Raw genomic sequence first — 17,053 nt, 5'->3', positions numbered from 1 at the left:
CTTACTGCGCCTGCACCCGCAGCTCGGCTGCGGAACGACTACGGTGACCCAACAATGCTTTGACATCACTGGACTTCGGTTTAACCAACGTGAATTTCGATGCAAATACCGGCCAGTTAGCCAGAATCTCTTCGCCGCGCTGGGAACCCGTCAGTTGCACGTGCTCGGTAATCATACCGCGCAGGTGTTCTTCGTGAATCGCCAGCTCATCAACGTTGAGCAGTTCAACCAGCTCAGGGTTAACGCGTTTACGGAAATCGCCGTCTTCATCGAGCACGTAGGCGAAACCACCGGTCATACCTGCACCGAAGTTCACACCCGTTTTGCCGATAATGCAGACGATGCCGCCAGTCATGTATTCACAACCGTTATCGCCAATGCCTTCTACCACGGTGATAGCACCGGAGTTACGCACCGCGAAACGCTCGCCCGCACGGCCTGCGGCATAAAGCTTGCCGCCAGTTGCACCGTACAAACAGGTGTTACCGATGATGGTCGCTTCGTGGCTGCGGAAGGCTGAACCAACCGGAGGACGCAGGGAAATCAAACCGCCCGCCATGCCTTTGCCGACGTAATCGTTGGCATCGCCGGTCAGGTGCAGTTCAACGCCACCCGCATTCCACACACCGAAGCTCTGTCCAGCAGTACCGCTGAAGTGCGCTTTAATCGGATCGGCTGCCAGACCCTGGTCGCCGTTGTGCTGTGCGATATAACCGGACAACGTTGCACCCACTGAACGGTCAGTGTTGCGGATATCAAACCAGAACGTTTTGCTCTGCTTGTCGTCCACATATTGCTTCGCCTGAGCGAGCAGTTGGGCGTTAAGGTCGCCTTTATCAAATGGCGGGTTAGTTTCGGTGCAGAACACCGCTTTGCCCGGCATCGGTTCGGCTGTTTTCAGTAAGTTAGACAAGTCCAGGTTTTGCTGTTTGGCAGTGAAACCGTCCAGCTCTTTGAGCAGGTCAGTACGGCCAATCAGGTCTACCAGGCGCTTCACGCCTAACTGCGCCATCAACTCACGGGTTTCACGAGCGATGAATTCAAAGTAGTTAGTCACTTTGAACGGCAGGCCGTGATAGTGGTTCTTACGCAGTTTTTCGTCCTGAGTTGCCACACCCGTTGCGCAGTTGTTCAGGTGGCAAATACGCAGGTATTTACAACCCAGCGCCACCATTGGGCCAGTGCCGAAGCCAAAGCTTTCAGCGCCCAGAATCGCAGCTTTGATGATGTCGAGGCCAGTTTTCAGGCCGCCATCCACTTGCAGACGGATTTTATGACGCAGACCGTTAGCCACCAGCGCCTGTTGTGTTTCCACCAGGCCCAGTTCCCACGGGCAGCCAGCGTATTTCACAGAAGACAGCGGGCTTGCGCCTGTACCACCGTCATAACCGGCGATAGTAATCAGGTCGGCATAAGCTTTCGCCACACCGGTCGCGATAGTGCCAACGCCCGGTTCGGAAACCAGTTTGACGGAAATCATCGCTTTCGGGTTGACCTGCTTAAGGTCGAAAATCAGCTGCGCCAGGTCTTCGATAGAATAGATATCGTGGTGCGGCGGAGGTGAAATTAGCGTAACGCCAGGCACGGAATAACGCAGCTTGGCGATATACGGTGTGACTTTATCACCCGGTAACTGACCGCCTTCACCCGGTTTTGCACCCTGTGCGACTTTAATCTGGATAACATCAGCGTTAACCAGATAAGCCGGAGTCACACCAAAGCGACCCGAAGCGACCTGTTTGATACGAGACACTCTGTTGGTGCCGTAACGTGCAGGGTCTTCACCGCCTTCACCGGAGTTGGAATTGCCGCCGATGCTGTTCATCGCTTCAGCCAAAGATTCGTGCGCTTCCGGGCTTAACGCACCGATAGACATCGCCGCGGTATCAAAGCGTTTGTACAGTTCAGTGGCTGGCTCAACGTCTTCAATACGAACGGTTTCGCCTTGCGGATCGAGTGCGAGCATATCGCGCAGTGTTGCCACCGGGCGCTCGTTCACCAGCTTCGCGTACTCTTGATAATCTTTGTACTCGCCGCTGTTTACCGCTTTTTGCAGCGTCTGAACCACGTCAGGGTTGTAAGCGTGATATTCGCCACCGTGGACGTATTTCAGCTGACCACCTTGATCAAGCGGCTTGCGAGCTAACCATGCGCGCTTAGACAGGTTCAGCAAATCTTGCTGGAAGTCGTTAAAGCCTGCGCCACCGATGCGGCTGACAACGCCCTGGAAGCACAGCTCAGAAACTTCTTTATGCAGGCCGACCGCTTCAAACAGTTTCGAGCAACGATAAGAGGCGATAGTCGAGATGCCCATTTTGGACATGATCTTGTACAGGCCTTTGTTGATGCCGTTGCGGTAGTTCTGCATCACGGTACGGTAAGATTTTTCAATCGCGCCGGTATCCACCAGTTTCGCCAGCGTTTCGTAGGCGAGGTATGGATAGATTGCCGTTGCGCCAAAACCAAGCAGCACGGCGAAGTGATGCGGGTCACGCGCACTTGCCGTTTCAACGATGATGTTGGCGTCGCAGCGCAGGTTTTTCTCAACCAGGCGAGTCTGAATCGCACCCACAGCCATTGGTGCAGGAACTGGCAGGCGGTCTTTAGCAATGTTACGGTCAGACAGCACCAGCAGAACTGTGCCGTTGCGAACCATGCGTTCAGCTTCATCGCACAGCGCATTAACGGTTTCATGCAGCGAATGAGCGGAGGCATCGTAAGTGATGTCCAGCGTATCGGCGCGATAATGCTCTTCTTCGAGCGTGGTCAACTGCTGGAAATCAGACCACAACAGAATTGGTGATTTGAAGCTCAGGCGGTGCGCCTGGCCTTCTGCTTCACAGAAGACGTTCATTTCACGGCCAATGCTGGTGGCAAGTGACATCACGTGGGCTTCACGCAGCGGATCGATTGGCGGGTTTGTCACCTGCGCAAACTGCTGGCGGAAGTAGTCGTAAATAATACGTGGCTGGCTTGAAAGCACGGCAAATGGGGTATCGTCACCCATTGAACCGACCGCTTCCTGGCCATTCTCACCCAGCACACGAATCACTGAATCCAGTTCTTCGACGCTGTAGTTGAACTGCTTCTGGAAACTGGCGAGCGTGTCGTCATCCAGTTCGCGAGAGCCCACTTCTTCGTCTGGCAAATCTTCAAACGGCACCAGGCGACGAACGTTGTTTTCCATCCACTCTTTATACGGGTGGCGGCTTTTCAGGTCGGCATCCGTTTCAGCGGAATGCAAAATGCGGCCAATACGCGTGTCGATAACCATCAACTCGCCTGGGCCAACGCGGCCTTTCTCAACCACTTCATCAGGCTGGTAATCCCAGATCCCAACTTCAGAAGCGCAGGTGATCAGCTTGTCTTTAGTGATGACGTAGCGTGCCGGACGCAGACCGTTACGGTCCAGGTTACAGGCTGCATAGCGACCATCGGACATGACGATACCGGCCGGGCCATCCCACGGCTCCATGTGCATGGAGTTAAAGTCGAAGAAGGCGCGCAGTTCCGGGTCCATGTTCGGGTTGTTCTGCCAGGCTGGCGGAACCAGCAAACGCATCGCACGAACGATATCCATGCCGCCTGCCAACAGCAGCTCGAGCATGTTATCCATCGAGCTTGAGTCGGAACCGGTTTCGTTAACGAATGGCGCGGCATCATGCAAGTCAGGGATTAGCGGGGTCTGGAATTTATAAGTACGCGCTCGCGCCCACTGACGGTTACCGGTGATGGTGTTGATTTCACCGTTGTGTGCCAGATAGCGGAACGGCTGAGCCAGCGGCCAGCGCGGCACGGTGTTGGTGGAGAAACGCTGGTGGAACAGGCAAATTGCTGATTCCAGGCGTAAATCCGCCAGGTCCAGGTAAAAGCGCGGCAAATCTGCCGGCATACACAGACCTTTATAGATGTTGACCAGGTTGGAAAGACTGCAAACGTAGAAGTCTTTGTCCTGAATACGTTTCTCAATGCGACGACGGGCGATAAACAGGCGACGTTCCATATCACGTGGACGCCAGCCAGCCGGGGCATTAACAAAAATTTGTTCGATGCGAGGCTTTGAGGAGAGGGCGATTTCACCGAGTACGTCTTCATTGGTTGGCACTTCGCGCCAGCCCACAATCGACAGGGTCTCGTTCTGCAACTCTTCTTCAACGATGCGGCGGCTTGCTTTAGCCAGCGCGTCGTCTTTATTTAAGAAAATCATGCCGACGGCATAATTTTTTGCCAAACGCCAGCCACGTTCTTCCGCAACGATTCGGAAGAAACGATCGGGCTTTTGCAACAGCAGGCCACAACCGTCACCGGTTTTACCATCGGCGAGGATTGCTCCACGGTGTTGCATTCGGGCCAGTGCGTGAATAGCAGTACGCACTACCTTGTGGCTAGGTTCGCCTTCTATGTGGGCGATCAGGCCGAAACCACAGTTATCCTTCTCAAGGGATTTATCGTACAACATATCAGTGAACCTCCCCAGGCTCTACGTGATTCCCGATACCGATTGCGTCCAGACGCAGCAAGGGCATGGCGACGGGGTTTGCGTTTCTACGCTTACCTCGCGTGTCGCCCTCTTTTTGTCTAACGCATCCGATTGCACAAGTATTGAGGACTTGCTTTAGAGGGAATCTTAATTACTGCATAAATATGATGGGCACAGAACCCATCCAGAAAGCTTCCAGCGGATTTCCAAGTTATCGGGAAAGCGCACACAGGTCAAATGGCATTCTTATTTATACGATTATGTGCTAAATGACATTTAACATTATGAAATTAAACATTTTATTATCATTTTTATCGTATTTAAGCGGCAGGGGAATCCCCTGGGTTATGTGATCTCTCTCACTGAATGAGAGGCTGCAAAATTCCAGACCATGCTGGTAATGGTGTTAATGGCAGGATCTTATGCTAACAACGCGGTTTGGCGTGTTGTATGACACTGTTTTTCACAAGGTCACATATTCTTTAAAAATAGAGCGTCGACATAAGGAAAAGTAATCATCTTTTCGATGCGTAAAATTGCACTAATTGTGAATTTATATTCAATAGATAAAGCTGCGCCAGAGCGATTGATCCAGGTCATCGCTAAATTGGGCAGATAATGGCAGGCTACGTCCCTTTTACAGGGCGGCCCATCAGATTATGCAGTTACAAAAATTAGTCAATATGTTTGGTGGCGATCTTCAGCGTCGGCATGGTCATAAAGTCCATAAACTCACGCTGCACGGCGGGTTTAGCTGCCCTAACCGCGACGGTACGATTGGCCGTGGCGGCTGTACTTTCTGCAACGTCGCGTCATTTGCCGACGAGACACAGCAAAACCATTCTATTGCTGAGCAACTTGAGCGCCAGTCGCAACTGGTGAACCGTGCTCAACACTATCTGGCCTATTTCCAGGCGTACACCAGCACGTGGGCGGAAGTTCAGGTATTGCGTTCGATGTATCAACAAGCGGTCAGCCAGGCGAGCATTGTCGGCTTATGCGTTGGCACGCGCCCGGATTGCGTACCGGACAGCGTGCTGGATTTGCTTAGCGAATATCACGATAAAGGTTTTGAAGTCTGGTTAGAGCTCGGCTTGCAAACGGCTCATGACAAAACATTGCATCGCATCAACCGTGGGCATGATTTTGCCTGCTACCAGGAAACCACTCGTCGCGCCCGTGCGCGAGGCCTGAAAGTTTGCAGCCATTTGATTGTCGGGCTGCCGGGTGAAGAGCAATCACACTGCATGGAAACACTGGAGAAAGTCGTCGAGACGGGCGTGGACGGCCTCAAACTTCATCCGTTACATATCGTCAGCGGCAGCACGATGGCGAAAAGCTGGCAAGCGGGCCGTTTGCAAGCCATTGAGCTGGATGAATATATGACAACTGCAGGAGAGATGATTCGCCATACGCCGCTGGATGTCGTTTTCCACCGCATTTCTGCCAATGCGCGGCGTCCCACCTTATTGGCACCGTTATGGTGTGAGAATCGCTGGAGCGGAATGGGGGCGATTGACAAGTATCTGACTGAGCATGGAACGCAAGGTTCGGCCCTCGGTACTCCGTGGAACCCGACAATTCTGTTGTAATTCCTGAGCGTTAAATCATTTTGCGGTATATTTAGCAGATTGAAGGCGAGGGAAACGTTCCATGAAGCAAATCCGGTTACTGGCACAATATTACGTTGATTTGATGGTGAAGCTCGGATTAGTGCGCTTCTCTTTGTTGCTGGCCTCCGCCCTGGTGGTGTTGGCTATCGTGGTGCAAATGGCCGTGACGATGCTGTTACGTGGCCAGGTTGAAAGCATCGATGTGGTTCGTTCCATCTTCTTTGGCCTGTTAATTACTCCCTGGGCCGTCTATTTCCTTTCTGTCGTGGTTGAGCAACTCGAAGAGTCGCGCCAGCGGTTGTCAAAGCTGGTGCAAAAACTTGAAGAGATGCGTGAACGTGACCTGAAACTCAATGTGCAACTCAAAGACAATATTGCGCAGTTGAACCAGGAAATTGCCGATCGCGTAAAAGCAGAAGATGAACGCCAGACCATGCTTGAGCAGCTAAAAGTTGAGATGCAGGAGCGCGAAGAGACGCAAATCCAGCTCGAGCAACAATCGTCATTTTTACGTTCATTCCTCGATGCATCGCCAGATTTGGTTTTCTATCGCAACGAAGATAAAGAGTTTTCAGGCTGTAACCGTGCCATGGAACTGTTGACCGGCAAAAGCGAAAAGCAGCTGATAAGCCTGAAACCGGAAGATGTTTACTCGCCAGAAGCGGCGCAGAAGGTTATCGAAACCGACGAAAAAGTGTTCCGCCATAATGTGTCGCTGACTTATGAACAATGGCTGGATTACCCGGACGGGCGCAAAGCCTGCTTTGAAATTCGTAAAGTGCCGTACTACGACCGCGTCGGCAAGCGCCACGGTTTAATGGGCTTTGGCCGCGATATTACCGAACGTAAGCGTTATCAGGATGCACTTGAACGCGCCAGCCGTGACAAAACCACTTTCATTTCGACTATCAGCCATGAACTGCGTACGCCGCTCAATGGCATCGTTGGTTTAAGCCGTATTCTGCTGGATACCGAACTCAATCCTGAACAAACCAATTACCTTAAAACGATTCACGTTTCGGCGATTACGCTGGGGAATATTTTCAACGATATTATCGATATGGACAAGCTTGAGCGCCGCAAAGTTCAGCTTGATAACCAGCCGATTGATTTCACCAGTTTCCTGGCCGATCTAGAAAATCTTTCCGGTTTGCAGGCGCAGCAAAAAGGGCTGAGGCTGGAGATGGACCCGACGTTGCCGCTGCCGCATAAAGTGGTGACGGATGGCACGCGTCTGCGCCAAATCCTGTGGAATCTGATCAGCAACGCCGTGAAGTTCACGCCGAAGGGCGGGCTGGTTTCGGTGCGCGTGCATTATGAAGAAGAAAACACTTTGCGCTTTGAAGTGCAGGATTCCGGTATTGGCATCCCGCAAGACGAGCAGGACAAAATCTTCGCCATGTATTACCAGGTGAAAGGTAGCCACGGCGGTAAACCGGCAACGGGCACAGGCATCGGCCTTGCGGTATCGCGCCGTCTGGCTAAGAGTATGGGCGGCGATATCACCGTGAGTAGCAAGCCTGGTGAAGGTTCACTGTTTACTCTGACGATTCAGGCCCCTCGCGTCGCGGACGAAGTCGAAGATACTCTTGAAGATGACGAAATGCCGCTGCCAGCACTGCATGTTTTGCTGGTCGAAGATATCGAACTCAACGTCATTGTCGCACGCTCGGTGCTCGAGAAACTCGGCAACAGCGTCGATGTTGCGATGACGGGTAAAGAAGCGCTGGAGAAATTTACTCCGGGTGAATATGACCTGGTGCTGCTGGATATTCAGTTGCCTGATATGACGGGTCTGGATATTTCCCGGGAGCTGACGACACGTTATGCGCGTGAAGATTTACCACCGCTGGTGGCATTGACTGCTAACGTATTGAAAGATAAAAAAGAGTATCTGAATGCTGGCATGGACGATGTGCTGAGCAAACCCCTCTCTGTTCCGGCGTTGATGGCGATGATCCAAAAATTCTGGGACAACCAACAGTCTGAGTCGAAGAAGGAGTCTCAAGTGCCTCAAGTTAATAGTGAGAAGCAGCAAGCATTGCTCGATATCCCGATGCTTGAGCAGTATATGGATCTCGTTGGGCCAAAACTGATTACCGACGGGCTGGCAATGTTTGAGAAAATGATGCCGGGCTACCTGAGTGTGCTGGACTCCAATATGACGGCTCGCGACCAAAAAGGTGTGGTGGAAGAGGGTCATAAAATTAAAGGTGCTGCGGGTTCTGTTGGGCTGCGTCATTTGCAGCAAGTTGCTCAGCAAATTCAGTCGCCGGATTTACCTGCGTGGTCGGAAAATGTGGGTGAGTGGATTGAAGAATTGAAGCAAGAATGGCAACACGATGTTGATGTTCTGAAGGCTTGGGTGGCGAACGCTCCCAAAAAATGACCCCGGATAAACCGGGGTGCGCGAATTCTGCGCCAACACCAGGGAAAAAGAAGGCTGCGCCGTTGAGTTATAAGTCTTTATCCAAATGGCACAGCCGATTATCTCGTGAGCTGCTCAGGCATTAAGATAGCAAATCTTAAATAGATTGTTACGTGAATCAGTAAAATGTGTGAAGCATAGCGATCAAATCATCATAACTGATGATAAACATCGCTGGACTAGAGGGAATGGCTGAATGAAGAAGATTGGTGTGGTGCTCAGTGGTTGTGGGGTCTACGACGGAAGCGAGATTCAGGAAGCGGTCATTACCCTGCTGGCGATCGCCCGTTCAGGTGCGCAAGCGGTTTGCTTTGCACCGGACAAACCTCAAGCAGACGTTATAAATCACCTGTCTAATAATGAGTCTGTTGAGCATCGTAATGTGCTTGTTGAAGCCGCAAGAATTACCCGTGGCGCAATCACACCGTTGGCTCAGGCCGATGCCAGTGAACTGGACGCGCTGATCGTTCCTGGTGGTTTTGGCGCGGCAAAAAACCTGTGTAATTTTGCCACCAAAGGCAGCGATTGCGTGGTGGATAGCGATTTACGTCGTCTGGCCCGCGATTGCCATGCACAGGGTAAACCGCTTGGCTTTATCTGTATTGCCCCGGTGATGCTGCCAAAAATTCTCGATGTCCCGGTACGTTTGACCATTGGCACGGATATCGACACTGCTGAGCTCGTTGAAGAGATGGGAGCGGAACATGTTCCGTGTCCGGTCGATGACATCGTAGTGGATGAAGAACACAAAGTGGTTACCACGCCTGCTTATATGCTGGCGACTCGTATTGATGAAGCGGCTATGGGCATCGAAAAGTTGGTGGCGCGTGTTGTGGATATGACCGCATGAAGAAAGGGCGAGTTGCGCTCTTAAGCACCTTCAAGCGCTGGTTATTCCGTGGTGTGTTGGGGCTGGTCGGCATCTGGCTTGCAGGCATTATTCTGTTTAGCTTTTTACCTGTTCCGTGTTCGGCGGTGATGGTCGAGCGGCAATTCAGTGCCTGGTTCAGTGGTGATTTTGGCTACGTGGCGCATTCTGATTGGGTGAGCATGGACGAAATCTCACCGTGGATGGGGCTGGCGGTTATTGCCGCAGAAGATCAAAAATTCCCGGACCACTGGGGGTTTGATATCGCCGCTATTGAAAAAGCCGTCGCTCATAATGAACGTAATGAAAATCGCGTTCGCGGCGCATCAACGCTTTCCCAACAAACTGCTAAAAACCTGTTTCTTTGGGATGGGCGCAGCTATGTTCGCAAAGGCCTGGAAGCGGGATTAACACTCGGTATGGAGGTCGTGTGGACGAAACGCCGCATTCTCACGGTGTATCTGAATATCGCAGAATTTGGTGACGGGATTTTTGGCGTGGAAGAAGCGTCGCAGCGTTACTTCCATAAACCTGCAAGCCGCTTGACGGCCTCAGAAGCGGCACTTCTCGCGGCGGTATTACCCAATCCAATCCGCTTTAAAGCGAACGCGCCTTCCGGATATGTTCGCCAACGTCAGCAGTGGATTTTGCGCCAGATGCGCCAGCTCGGTGGCGAATCATTTATGGCGCAGCATGAGTTGAAGTGATTTAGTCTTCATCGAAACCAGCATTGAACAGCGCGATAACTGCGTTCAATGCCTGTTCTTCTTCCGGGCCGGTGACTTCAATTTCAATGTGGCCGCCTTTGGCTGAATCCAGCATTAATAAAGCAATCACGCTATTGGCTTCAGCTTCAGTACCCGCTTCATTACGCAGGATCACCTCGGCGTTAAAGCTCTGCACCAGTTCGAACAGTTTCATGGCTGGGCGCGCGTGCATACCCAGCTTGTTGGTAATCTCAACGGTCTGTTTTACGGTCATGTTTTACGTTTTTCCAGCGTACGGTGACGGGACTGCACGTTTTTCCCACGTGAGCGGAAATAGTCTGCCAACTGCTCAGCAATATAAACCGAACGGTGTTTACCGCCAGTACAGCCAATCGCCACTGTTAAATAGCTGCGGTTGTTGGTTTCCAGCATCGGTAACCAAAGCTCAAGATAGCTACGCGTCTGGTAGATAAAGTTGTGCACTTCGGTATGACGGTCGAGGAAGGCCGCAACTGGGCGATCTAAACCGGTCATCGGGCGCAGTTTGGGATCCCAGTGTGGGTTTGGCAGGAAACGTACGTCAAACACGTAATCTGCATCGATCGGAATACCGTGCTTAAAGCCGAAGGATTCGAACACCATCGTCAATTCACGTTCGCGTTTGCCGAGCAAACGAGTACGCAGCATTTCCGCGAGTTCATGCACCGACATTTCAGAGGTATCGATGATGAGATCGGCTCTGGATTTCAGCGGTTCAAGCAGGTCACTTTCTTCATCAATCGCACTTTCCAGCGACAAATTTTTGCTTGAAAGCGGGTGCAAACGACGTGTGTCGCTATAACGACGAATCAGCGTGTTGCGATCGGCATCGAGGAATAATAATTGTGGCGAAAATGAATCAGGTAGATTAGTCATCGCCTGTTCAAAAATTTCCGGGTTTTCCGGCATGTTACGCACATCAATGCTGACTGCCGCAGAAATCTGACGTTCTGCGAGAGTTTTGGCAAGATCAGGCAACAGCACTACTGGCAGGTTATCTACACAGTAGAATCCCATATCTTCTAGTGCACGCAAGGCTACAGACTTCCCTGAACCTGAGCGGCCGCTGACAATCATCAGCACCATTTTATCACTCCCCCAACTTCTCTTGCTGTGGCACGCACATGACCGCAGCCAGATTATTCACTTTCACTACCCTGTTCGGTTTCGGTAATGATCTGATAAAGCTCTTCGTCACTCTGTGCTGAACGCAGACGTCGGCAAATGGTTTTATCCGCCAGGCGTTTTGCTACCAGAGACAAAGTATGCAAATGCGTTTTTGTCTGGTCAGCGGGAACCAGTAAGGCAAACATCAGGTCGACCGGTTGGTTATCAATAGCGTCAAACGCGATTGGGGTTTCCAGTTTTATAAACACCCCAACAGCGCGGGTGGTATCTTCTTCCAGTTTTCCGTGAGGAATGGCGATGCCATTACCGATACCGGTACTGCCCATACGTTCACGTGTCAGCACCGCCTCAAAAACCACTTGAGGTGGCAGACCGAGTTGTTTCGCCGCGAGTTCACTGATGATTTCCAGCGCGCGTTTTTTACTCTGGCAATGGACATTGCTACGCGTACATTCCTTGTTCAGGACATTACTTAGTTGTAGAGCAGAATCGTTGTTCATCATAAGTTCACCTAAGCACACTGTTGTGGCAACGGCCCGTTACTTGCGTAACGAGCCGTGAATGCCAAAGCAGTTGCCTGGATTATCAGTGTTGTTTTAGTTTATCTTTATGTTTGGTTAACTGGCGTGCCAGTTTATCAATCAGACCGTCAATCGCCGCATACATATCCTGGCCTTCAGCGCTGGCATGTATTTCACCACCATTGATATGAAGTGTTGCGTCGGCAAGATGCGTGACTTTTTCCACTTTTAACACAATGTAGACTTGGTTAATTCTATCGAAGTACTGCTCCAGTTTGGCAAACTTCGTGCTCACAAATTCGCGCAGTGCGTCAGTGATTTCGACGTTTTGTCCTGTAATGTTGAGCTGCATAGTGTCTTCCTTATCGGTTAAGTCACACCAGTTGTTTACGCTGGTTTGACGGTGGTATGGATAAAGACTCTCGGTACTTCGCAACAGTGCGGCGTGCCACCATGATCCCCTGATCCGATAGCATAGTCGTTAACTTGCTATCACTCAGTGGTTTCGCGGGGTTTTCCGCAGCAATTAATTTCTTCACCAATGCCCGAATCGCCGTGGAGGAAGCTTCGCCGCCGCCTTCGGTATTTACATGGCTTGAGAAGAAATACTTCAATTCAAAAATGCCGCGTGGACTGTGCAGATACTTTTGCGTGGTCACACGGGAAATAGTGGATTCATGCATTTCAACCACTTGGGCGATATCTGCAAGAACCATCGGTTTCATATGTTCTGCGCCGTATTCAAAAAAGCCTTGCTGCTGTTCAACGATGCAACGGCTAACGCGCAGCAGCGTATCATTCCGGCTTTCAAGGCTTTTGATCAGCCACTTCGCTTCTTGCAGGTTACTGCGAATAAATTGTGAGTCGCTGTCATTACGGGCATTGGTGCCCATGGCAGCGTACTGCTGATTTATTTTCAGACGTGGGATGCTGTCGGCGTTCAGTTCTACCGTCCAACGGCCCTGAGTCTTTTTAACCAGAATATCGGGAATCACATACTCTGGTTCGCTGGTCTGAATAGATTGCCCTGGGCGTGGATCCAAAGATTGAATCAGACACATCGCCTCTTTTAGCACTTCTTCTTTCAGGCGAGTGACGCGCATCAGGCTGCGGAAATCATGGTTGGCGAGCAAATCGAGATGTTCGCTGACAATCAGTCGAGCTTCAGTCAGCCACGGCGTTTCACGGGCGAACTGTGAAAGCTGAATCAGCAGGCAGTCACGAAGATCGCGAGCGGCAACGCCCACAGGATCGAAACGCTGCACGCGTTTGAGAACCGCTTCCACTTCGTCGATGGTGATTTCATCATCACCCATGCTTTCCAGAATTTCTTCCAGCGAAACGGTCAGATAGCCCATTTCGTCGACGGCATCGACAATCGACGTGGCGATAGCCGTGTCGGTATCAGAAAACGGGGTAAGATCGACCTGCCACATCAGGTAATCCTGAAGTGACTGGGTGGTTTCTCCCTGATAAACCGGCAGTTCATCATCGCTGTAATCTGAGCCGGTTCCCGATGGTGTGCCAGCGGTGTAAATCTCATCCCAACTGGTGTCCAACGGTAACTCGTCAGGCATCTCTTTTTGTTCGAGGGCCTCGCGAGTATCTAACGCTTCATTTTCACGAACTTCCTGAGTTTCAATTTCTTCATGCAGATCGGTTTGCTCAAGCAGCGGGTTACTTTCCAGTGCTTGCTGAAGTTCTTGCTGTAGCTCTAACGTCGACAGTTGCAACAGACGAATTGCCTGCTGTAACTGGGGAGTCATAGCAAGTTGTTGGCTGAGCCTTAATTGCAAACCTTGCTTCATATTCAGAGCCAACGTCCTCAGTTCTAATCGTTAATGATTCCTACCCTATCAGAGTCTGAACTCTTCGCCCAGATACACGCGCTTAACATGCTCATCTTCGAGGATTTCAGCTGGCGTGCCATGGGCGATTAAACAGCCCTGGCTTACGATGTAAGCACGTTCACATACCGCCAACGTTTCACGTACGTTGTGGTCAGTAATCAGCACACCAAGCCCGCTGTCGCGCAAATGCTCGATGATTCGCTTGATGTCGATGACGGAGATTGGGTCAACACCTGCAAAAGGTTCATCCAAAAGAATAAATTTTGGATTTGCAGCCAATGCGCGGGCGATTTCCACACGACGGCGCTCACCACCAGACAGTGACTGCCCGAGGTTATTACGCAAATGTTCGATGTGGAACTCTTCCATCAGCTCGTTGGCGCGGTCTTCGCGCTGCTCGGCGGACAGGTCATCACGGATTTGCAGCACGGCCATTAAGTTATCAAACACACTTAAACGGCGGAAAATAGACGCTTCTTGCGGCAAGTACCCAATGCCACGGCGGGCACGTGCATGAAGTGGCAGAAGGCTGATGTCTTCGTCATCAATAATGATGTTGCCCGCATCGCGCGGTACGATACCGACCACCATATAGAAAGTGGTGGTTTTCCCTGCACCGTTAGGGCCAAGCAAACCGACAATTTCACCTGATTTTACAGTCAGGCTGACATCTTCAACAACGCGACGGCCTTTGTAGGCTTTGGCGAGATTCTTTGCAATTAAAGTAGCCATAACGAATTAGTTACTCTTTTTCGGGGCGGGTGCTGGGGCCGGAGCAGCTTTGCCGTCTTTCTTCTGCAACTGAGAAGGAACCAGAACGGTGGTGACGCGTTTACCTTTTTCGCTAAAGGCCTGCATCTTCTGCTCTTTAACCAGATAGGTAATTTTGTCGCCTTTGATATTGCTATCAACCTGTTCCAGATATGCATTACCCGTCAGCACCACAAAGTCATTTTGCAGTTCATAGTGCATGGTAGCGGAGTGGCCACTGACAGGTTTGCCGCTATCCTGCATCTGATAGAAAGTGGCTGGATTACCATAACCATCAATCACTTCTTTGCCTTGTTCGCCGCCCGGACGGGTAACAACCACTTTATCGGCATTAATTTTGATACTGCCTTGCGTTACTACCACATTGCCGGTGAAGGTGACGACGTTGCCCTGCATGTCCAGTGACTGTTGGTCAGATTCAATGTGAATCGGCTGATCGGTATCACCGGTCAGCGCAAAAGCCGAAAAACTGGCGGCTAAAAGCGTACTGGTCAGTACTAAATTACGGCTGAGTTTGTTTATTCTGGATTTCATAGGATGTTCTAACCTTTTCAATCAGCTCGGCATTTTTGCTGCGTAAATTACCACGCATTTTGAGGCCGGTGGAGTTAAAGCTGGTTCCGTACAAGGTTACCTGGTCATCAGAGGCAACATCCTGAGTGACTAAATTAACCTGCGCATTGTCCGTGGTAATTTTGCGTAGCTGCGAATCTGGTGTCAGAGCGGTAAGCACCACATTCCCATACAGATACAGCATCCGATCGTTAGTAAGTTTGGCGCGATCTGCTCGTAATGACCAGGTGGCAACTTTGTTTTCGTCGTATTGTGTCATCACCGGGTTGGTGAACCACGAAACAGCGGTTTCGGAAAAATATTCAACGTGTTCCGCGACCAGACGATAATTCAACGCCCCTTCAGGACTGTAGGCGAGAGTCGTGGAATGTTCACTTTTATAGGTTGGTTCATTGCTGTTCACCGTCGGTGGTGCAACGGTATCTTTATCGACCAGATTCACGCCGATCAATACTAACGCCAGCAATGAAAGCAGGATAATAACCCAACGTCTGGTCTTACTCATATAGATAGCCCTTTGGCCTCATCAAGCTTACCTTGTGCCAGTAACAGAAGATCACAGACTTCACGCACGGCCCCACGCCCGCCAGCAATACGCGTAACGTAATCGGCACGAGGAATCAGCAACGGATGCGCGTCTGATACTGCAACGCTCAAACCCACTTTCGCCATTACCGGCCAGTCAATTAAATCATCGCCAACATAAGCCACTTGCTCTGCCGGGATCGCGAGCTTATCTAAAAGATCCTGAAAAGCCACAAGCTTGTCAGATTGCCCCTGATAAAGATGGCTGATCCCCAGTGTTTCACAGCGATCTTCCAGCAATTTTGCTTTGCGGCCGGTGATAATTGCAACTTCGATATCAGACGTCAGTGCACAGCGAATGCCATAGCCATCACGTACGTTGAATGCTTTCAGCTCTTCGCCGCTATTACCCATGTAAATCAGGCCATCAGACATCACACCGTCAACATCTAAAATGAGCAGGCGCACGTTTGCGGCCCGCTCCATCACGCGCGTACTGACTGGCCCATAACAAGTGGCAAGCGTCGCTTCATGGTTACTCATTAAGGCTAATCCTTTGTTAAACCACGCCTGCGCGTAGCATGTCGTGCATATGTACCACACCGAGGAGTTGGTCGCCATCTGCAACCAATACCGAGGTAATATGGCGGGACTGCATCAAATTCAGTGCATCTACTGCCAAAACGGTGGGGCGAACGCGAATTCCGCCGACTGTCATGACATCTGCAATATTCAGTGTGTGAAGATCAACGCCCATATCAAAGACACGGCGTAAATCACCATCTGTGAAGATCCCTTCGATTTTCATCAGATCGTCACAGATAACGGTCATCCCCATGTTTTTACGCGTAATTTCCAGCAACGCATCACGTAATGACGCCTCTTTACTGACATGAGGTATTTCGTCGCCGCAGTGCATGATGTCGCTGACACGTAATAACAGTTTACGACCCAATGCGCCGCCTGGGTGAGAAAGTGCAAAATCTTCTGCGGTAAAGCCGCGAGCTTTGAGCAGCGCAACAGCGAGCGCATCGCCCATGACCAACGTAGCCGTGGTGCTGGAGGTTGGAGCAAGTCCTAGCGGGCAGGCTTCCTGCGGAACTTTCACGCAAAGATGGACATCAGCGGCTTTTCCCATCGAACTTTCCGGCCGGCTGGTGACGCAAATGAGTGGCACCTGTAAGCGCTTAAGAACCGGAATTAAAGCCAGTATTTCGTTTGATTCACCCGAGTTAGAAATCGCGATAACGATGTCTTGCGCACTGACCATGCCGAGGTCACCGTGGCTGGCTTCACCTGGGTGGACGAAAAACGAGGGTGTGCCGGTGCTGGCAAATGTCGCAGCCATCTTTTTACCGATATGGCCTGATTTACCCATACCCATAACGACGACTTTACCCTGGCAATAAAACATTCTTTCACAGGCTTGTGTGAAGTCTGAGTTGATGTACTGCCCAAGCTGATCCAGGCCTTCACGTTCGATCTTCAGGACTTCTTTACCTGCTTGCTGAAAGTCAAAACCCGGTTGCAAATCTATCTGTGACATAATT

The 17,053-nt window shown here is 51.0% G+C and carries 15 protein-coding genes; 4 read left to right on the top strand and 11 right to left on the bottom strand.

Annotated elements, in window-relative coordinates; genetic code table 11:
• Position 1: 1 nt before the first annotated feature.
• Positions 2–4,459 (bottom strand): glutamate synthase large subunit, encoded by a 4,458-nt coding sequence (gene gltB, locus D6029_RS09875; RefSeq protein ID WP_120064603.1) that lies wholly within the window; start codon positions 4,457–4,459, stop codon positions 2–4.
• Positions 4,460–5,139: 680 nt separating this feature from the next.
• On the opposite strand from gltB, the gene mnmL reads away from it, so the two are divergent.
• From mnmL to mtgA, 4 genes are all read left to right on the top strand, one after another.
• The gene (gene mnmL, locus D6029_RS09870) at positions 5,140–6,072 is read left to right on the top strand and encodes a tRNA modification radical SAM protein MnmL/YtqA (RefSeq protein ID WP_120064602.1); all 933 of its coding nucleotides are present in this window, start codon (positions 5,140–5,142) and stop codon (positions 6,070–6,072) included.
• Between the two features lie 61 nt (positions 6,073–6,133).
• Positions 6,134–8,482: an aerobic respiration two-component sensor histidine kinase ArcB gene (gene arcB / locus D6029_RS09865; RefSeq protein WP_120064601.1), complete on the top strand. Its 2,349-nt coding sequence runs from the start codon at positions 6,134–6,136 to the stop codon at positions 8,480–8,482.
• A 235-nt stretch (positions 8,483–8,717) separates the two neighbouring features.
• Positions 8,718–9,371, top strand: coding sequence for an isoprenoid biosynthesis glyoxalase ElbB (gene elbB / locus D6029_RS09860; protein ID WP_120064600.1), 654 nt, complete (start codon positions 8,718–8,720; stop codon positions 9,369–9,371).
• On the top strand, positions 9,368–10,096 hold the full coding sequence (mtgA, locus tag D6029_RS09855) for a monofunctional biosynthetic peptidoglycan transglycosylase (protein ID WP_120064599.1): 729 nt from the start codon (positions 9,368–9,370) through the stop codon (positions 10,094–10,096). Before elbB ends, mtgA begins: the two co-directional genes overlap by 4 nt.
• Before the next feature lies 1 nt (position 10,097).
• On the opposite strand, the gene npr is transcribed toward mtgA, so the two are convergent.
• From npr to kdsD, 10 genes are all read right to left on the bottom strand, one after another.
• Positions 10,098–10,370, bottom strand: a complete 273-nt coding sequence (gene npr, locus D6029_RS09850) for a PTS phosphocarrier protein NPr (protein ID WP_120064598.1) — start codon at positions 10,368–10,370, stop codon at positions 10,098–10,100.
• A complete protein-coding gene (gene rapZ / locus D6029_RS09845; RefSeq protein ID WP_120064597.1) occupies positions 10,367–11,221 on the bottom strand; it encodes an RNase adapter RapZ in 855 nt (284 codons plus the stop codon). Before rapZ ends, npr begins: the two co-directional genes overlap by 4 nt.
• Positions 11,222–11,274: 53 nt before the next feature.
• Complete coding sequence (gene ptsN / locus D6029_RS09840) at positions 11,275–11,766, bottom strand: PTS IIA-like nitrogen regulatory protein PtsN (RefSeq protein WP_120064596.1); 492 nt, start codon at positions 11,764–11,766, stop codon at positions 11,275–11,277.
• An 82-nt stretch (positions 11,767–11,848) separates the two neighbouring features.
• Positions 11,849–12,136: a ribosome hibernation promoting factor gene (gene hpf / locus D6029_RS09835; protein ID WP_120064595.1), complete on the bottom strand. Its 288-nt coding sequence runs from the start codon at positions 12,134–12,136 to the stop codon at positions 11,849–11,851.
• Positions 12,137–12,158: 22 nt separating this feature from the next.
• Positions 12,159–13,592, bottom strand: coding sequence for an RNA polymerase factor sigma-54 (gene rpoN / locus D6029_RS09830; protein WP_120064594.1), 1,434 nt, complete (start codon positions 13,590–13,592; stop codon positions 12,159–12,161).
• Positions 13,593–13,640: 48 nt separating this feature from the next.
• Positions 13,641–14,366: an LPS export ABC transporter ATP-binding protein gene (gene lptB, locus D6029_RS09825; RefSeq protein ID WP_120064593.1), complete on the bottom strand. Its 726-nt coding sequence runs from the start codon at positions 14,364–14,366 to the stop codon at positions 13,641–13,643.
• Between the two features lie 6 nt (positions 14,367–14,372).
• On the bottom strand, positions 14,373–14,939 hold the full coding sequence (gene lptA, locus D6029_RS09820; protein ID WP_120064592.1) for a lipopolysaccharide ABC transporter substrate-binding protein LptA: 567 nt from the start codon (positions 14,937–14,939) through the stop codon (positions 14,373–14,375).
• On the bottom strand, positions 14,908–15,483 hold the full coding sequence (gene lptC / locus D6029_RS09815) for an LPS export ABC transporter periplasmic protein LptC (RefSeq protein WP_120064591.1): 576 nt from the start codon (positions 15,481–15,483) through the stop codon (positions 14,908–14,910). Before lptC ends, lptA begins: the two co-directional genes overlap by 32 nt.
• The gene (gene kdsC / locus D6029_RS09810; RefSeq protein WP_120064590.1) at positions 15,480–16,046 is read right to left on the bottom strand and encodes a 3-deoxy-manno-octulosonate-8-phosphatase KdsC; all 567 of its coding nucleotides are present in this window, start codon (positions 16,044–16,046) and stop codon (positions 15,480–15,482) included. The genes lptC and kdsC overlap by 4 nt, the downstream gene beginning before the upstream one ends.
• Before the next feature lie 16 nt (positions 16,047–16,062).
• Positions 16,063–17,049: an arabinose-5-phosphate isomerase KdsD gene (gene kdsD / locus D6029_RS09805; RefSeq protein ID WP_120064589.1), complete on the bottom strand. Its 987-nt coding sequence runs from the start codon at positions 17,047–17,049 to the stop codon at positions 16,063–16,065.
• Positions 17,050–17,053: the final 4 nt, after the last annotated feature.

It is taken from the genome of Buttiauxella izardii, assembly GCF_003601925.1.
GTDB classification, from domain to species: domain Bacteria; phylum Pseudomonadota; class Gammaproteobacteria; order Enterobacterales; family Enterobacteriaceae; genus Buttiauxella; species Buttiauxella izardii.
Note: the sequence above shows the minus strand (reverse complement) of the source record. Positions and strands in the feature narration are given on the sequence as shown.

Excerpts from the sequence above, each read along its gene's own strand:
- lptA (WP_120064592.1), bottom strand. The coding sequence starts at position 14,939 with ATGAAATCCAGAATAAACAAACTCAGCCGTAATTTAGTACTGACCAGT.
- lptC (WP_120064591.1), bottom strand. The coding sequence starts at position 15,483 with ATGAGTAAGACCAGACGTTGGGTTATTATCCTGCTTTCATTGCTGGCG.
- gltB (WP_120064603.1), bottom strand. The coding sequence starts at position 4,459 with ATGTTGTACGATAAATCCCTTGAGAAGGATAACTGTGGTTTCGGCCTG.
- arcB (WP_120064601.1), top strand. The coding sequence starts at position 6,134 with ATGAAGCAAATCCGGTTACTGGCACAATATTACGTTGATTTGATGGTG.
- ptsN (WP_120064596.1), bottom strand. The coding sequence starts at position 11,766 with ATGATGAACAACGATTCTGCTCTACAACTAAGTAATGTCCTGAACAAG.
- elbB (WP_120064600.1), top strand. The coding sequence starts at position 8,718 with ATGAAGAAGATTGGTGTGGTGCTCAGTGGTTGTGGGGTCTACGACGGA.
- hpf (WP_120064595.1), bottom strand. The coding sequence starts at position 12,136 with ATGCAGCTCAACATTACAGGACAAAACGTCGAAATCACTGACGCACTG.
- mtgA (WP_120064599.1), top strand. The coding sequence starts at position 9,368 with ATGAAGAAAGGGCGAGTTGCGCTCTTAAGCACCTTCAAGCGCTGGTTA.
- kdsD (WP_120064589.1), bottom strand. The coding sequence starts at position 17,049 with ATGTCACAGATAGATTTGCAACCGGGTTTTGACTTTCAGCAAGCAGGT.
- rpoN (WP_120064594.1), bottom strand. The coding sequence starts at position 13,592 with ATGAAGCAAGGTTTGCAATTAAGGCTCAGCCAACAACTTGCTATGACT.
- lptB (WP_120064593.1), bottom strand. The coding sequence starts at position 14,366 with ATGGCTACTTTAATTGCAAAGAATCTCGCCAAAGCCTACAAAGGCCGT.
- kdsC (WP_120064590.1), bottom strand. The coding sequence starts at position 16,046 with ATGAGTAACCATGAAGCGACGCTTGCCACTTGTTATGGGCCAGTCAGT.
- rapZ (WP_120064597.1), bottom strand. The coding sequence starts at position 11,221 with ATGGTGCTGATGATTGTCAGCGGCCGCTCAGGTTCAGGGAAGTCTGTA.
- npr (WP_120064598.1), bottom strand. The coding sequence starts at position 10,370 with ATGACCGTAAAACAGACCGTTGAGATTACCAACAAGCTGGGTATGCAC.
- mnmL (WP_120064602.1), top strand. The coding sequence starts at position 5,140 with ATGCAGTTACAAAAATTAGTCAATATGTTTGGTGGCGATCTTCAGCGT.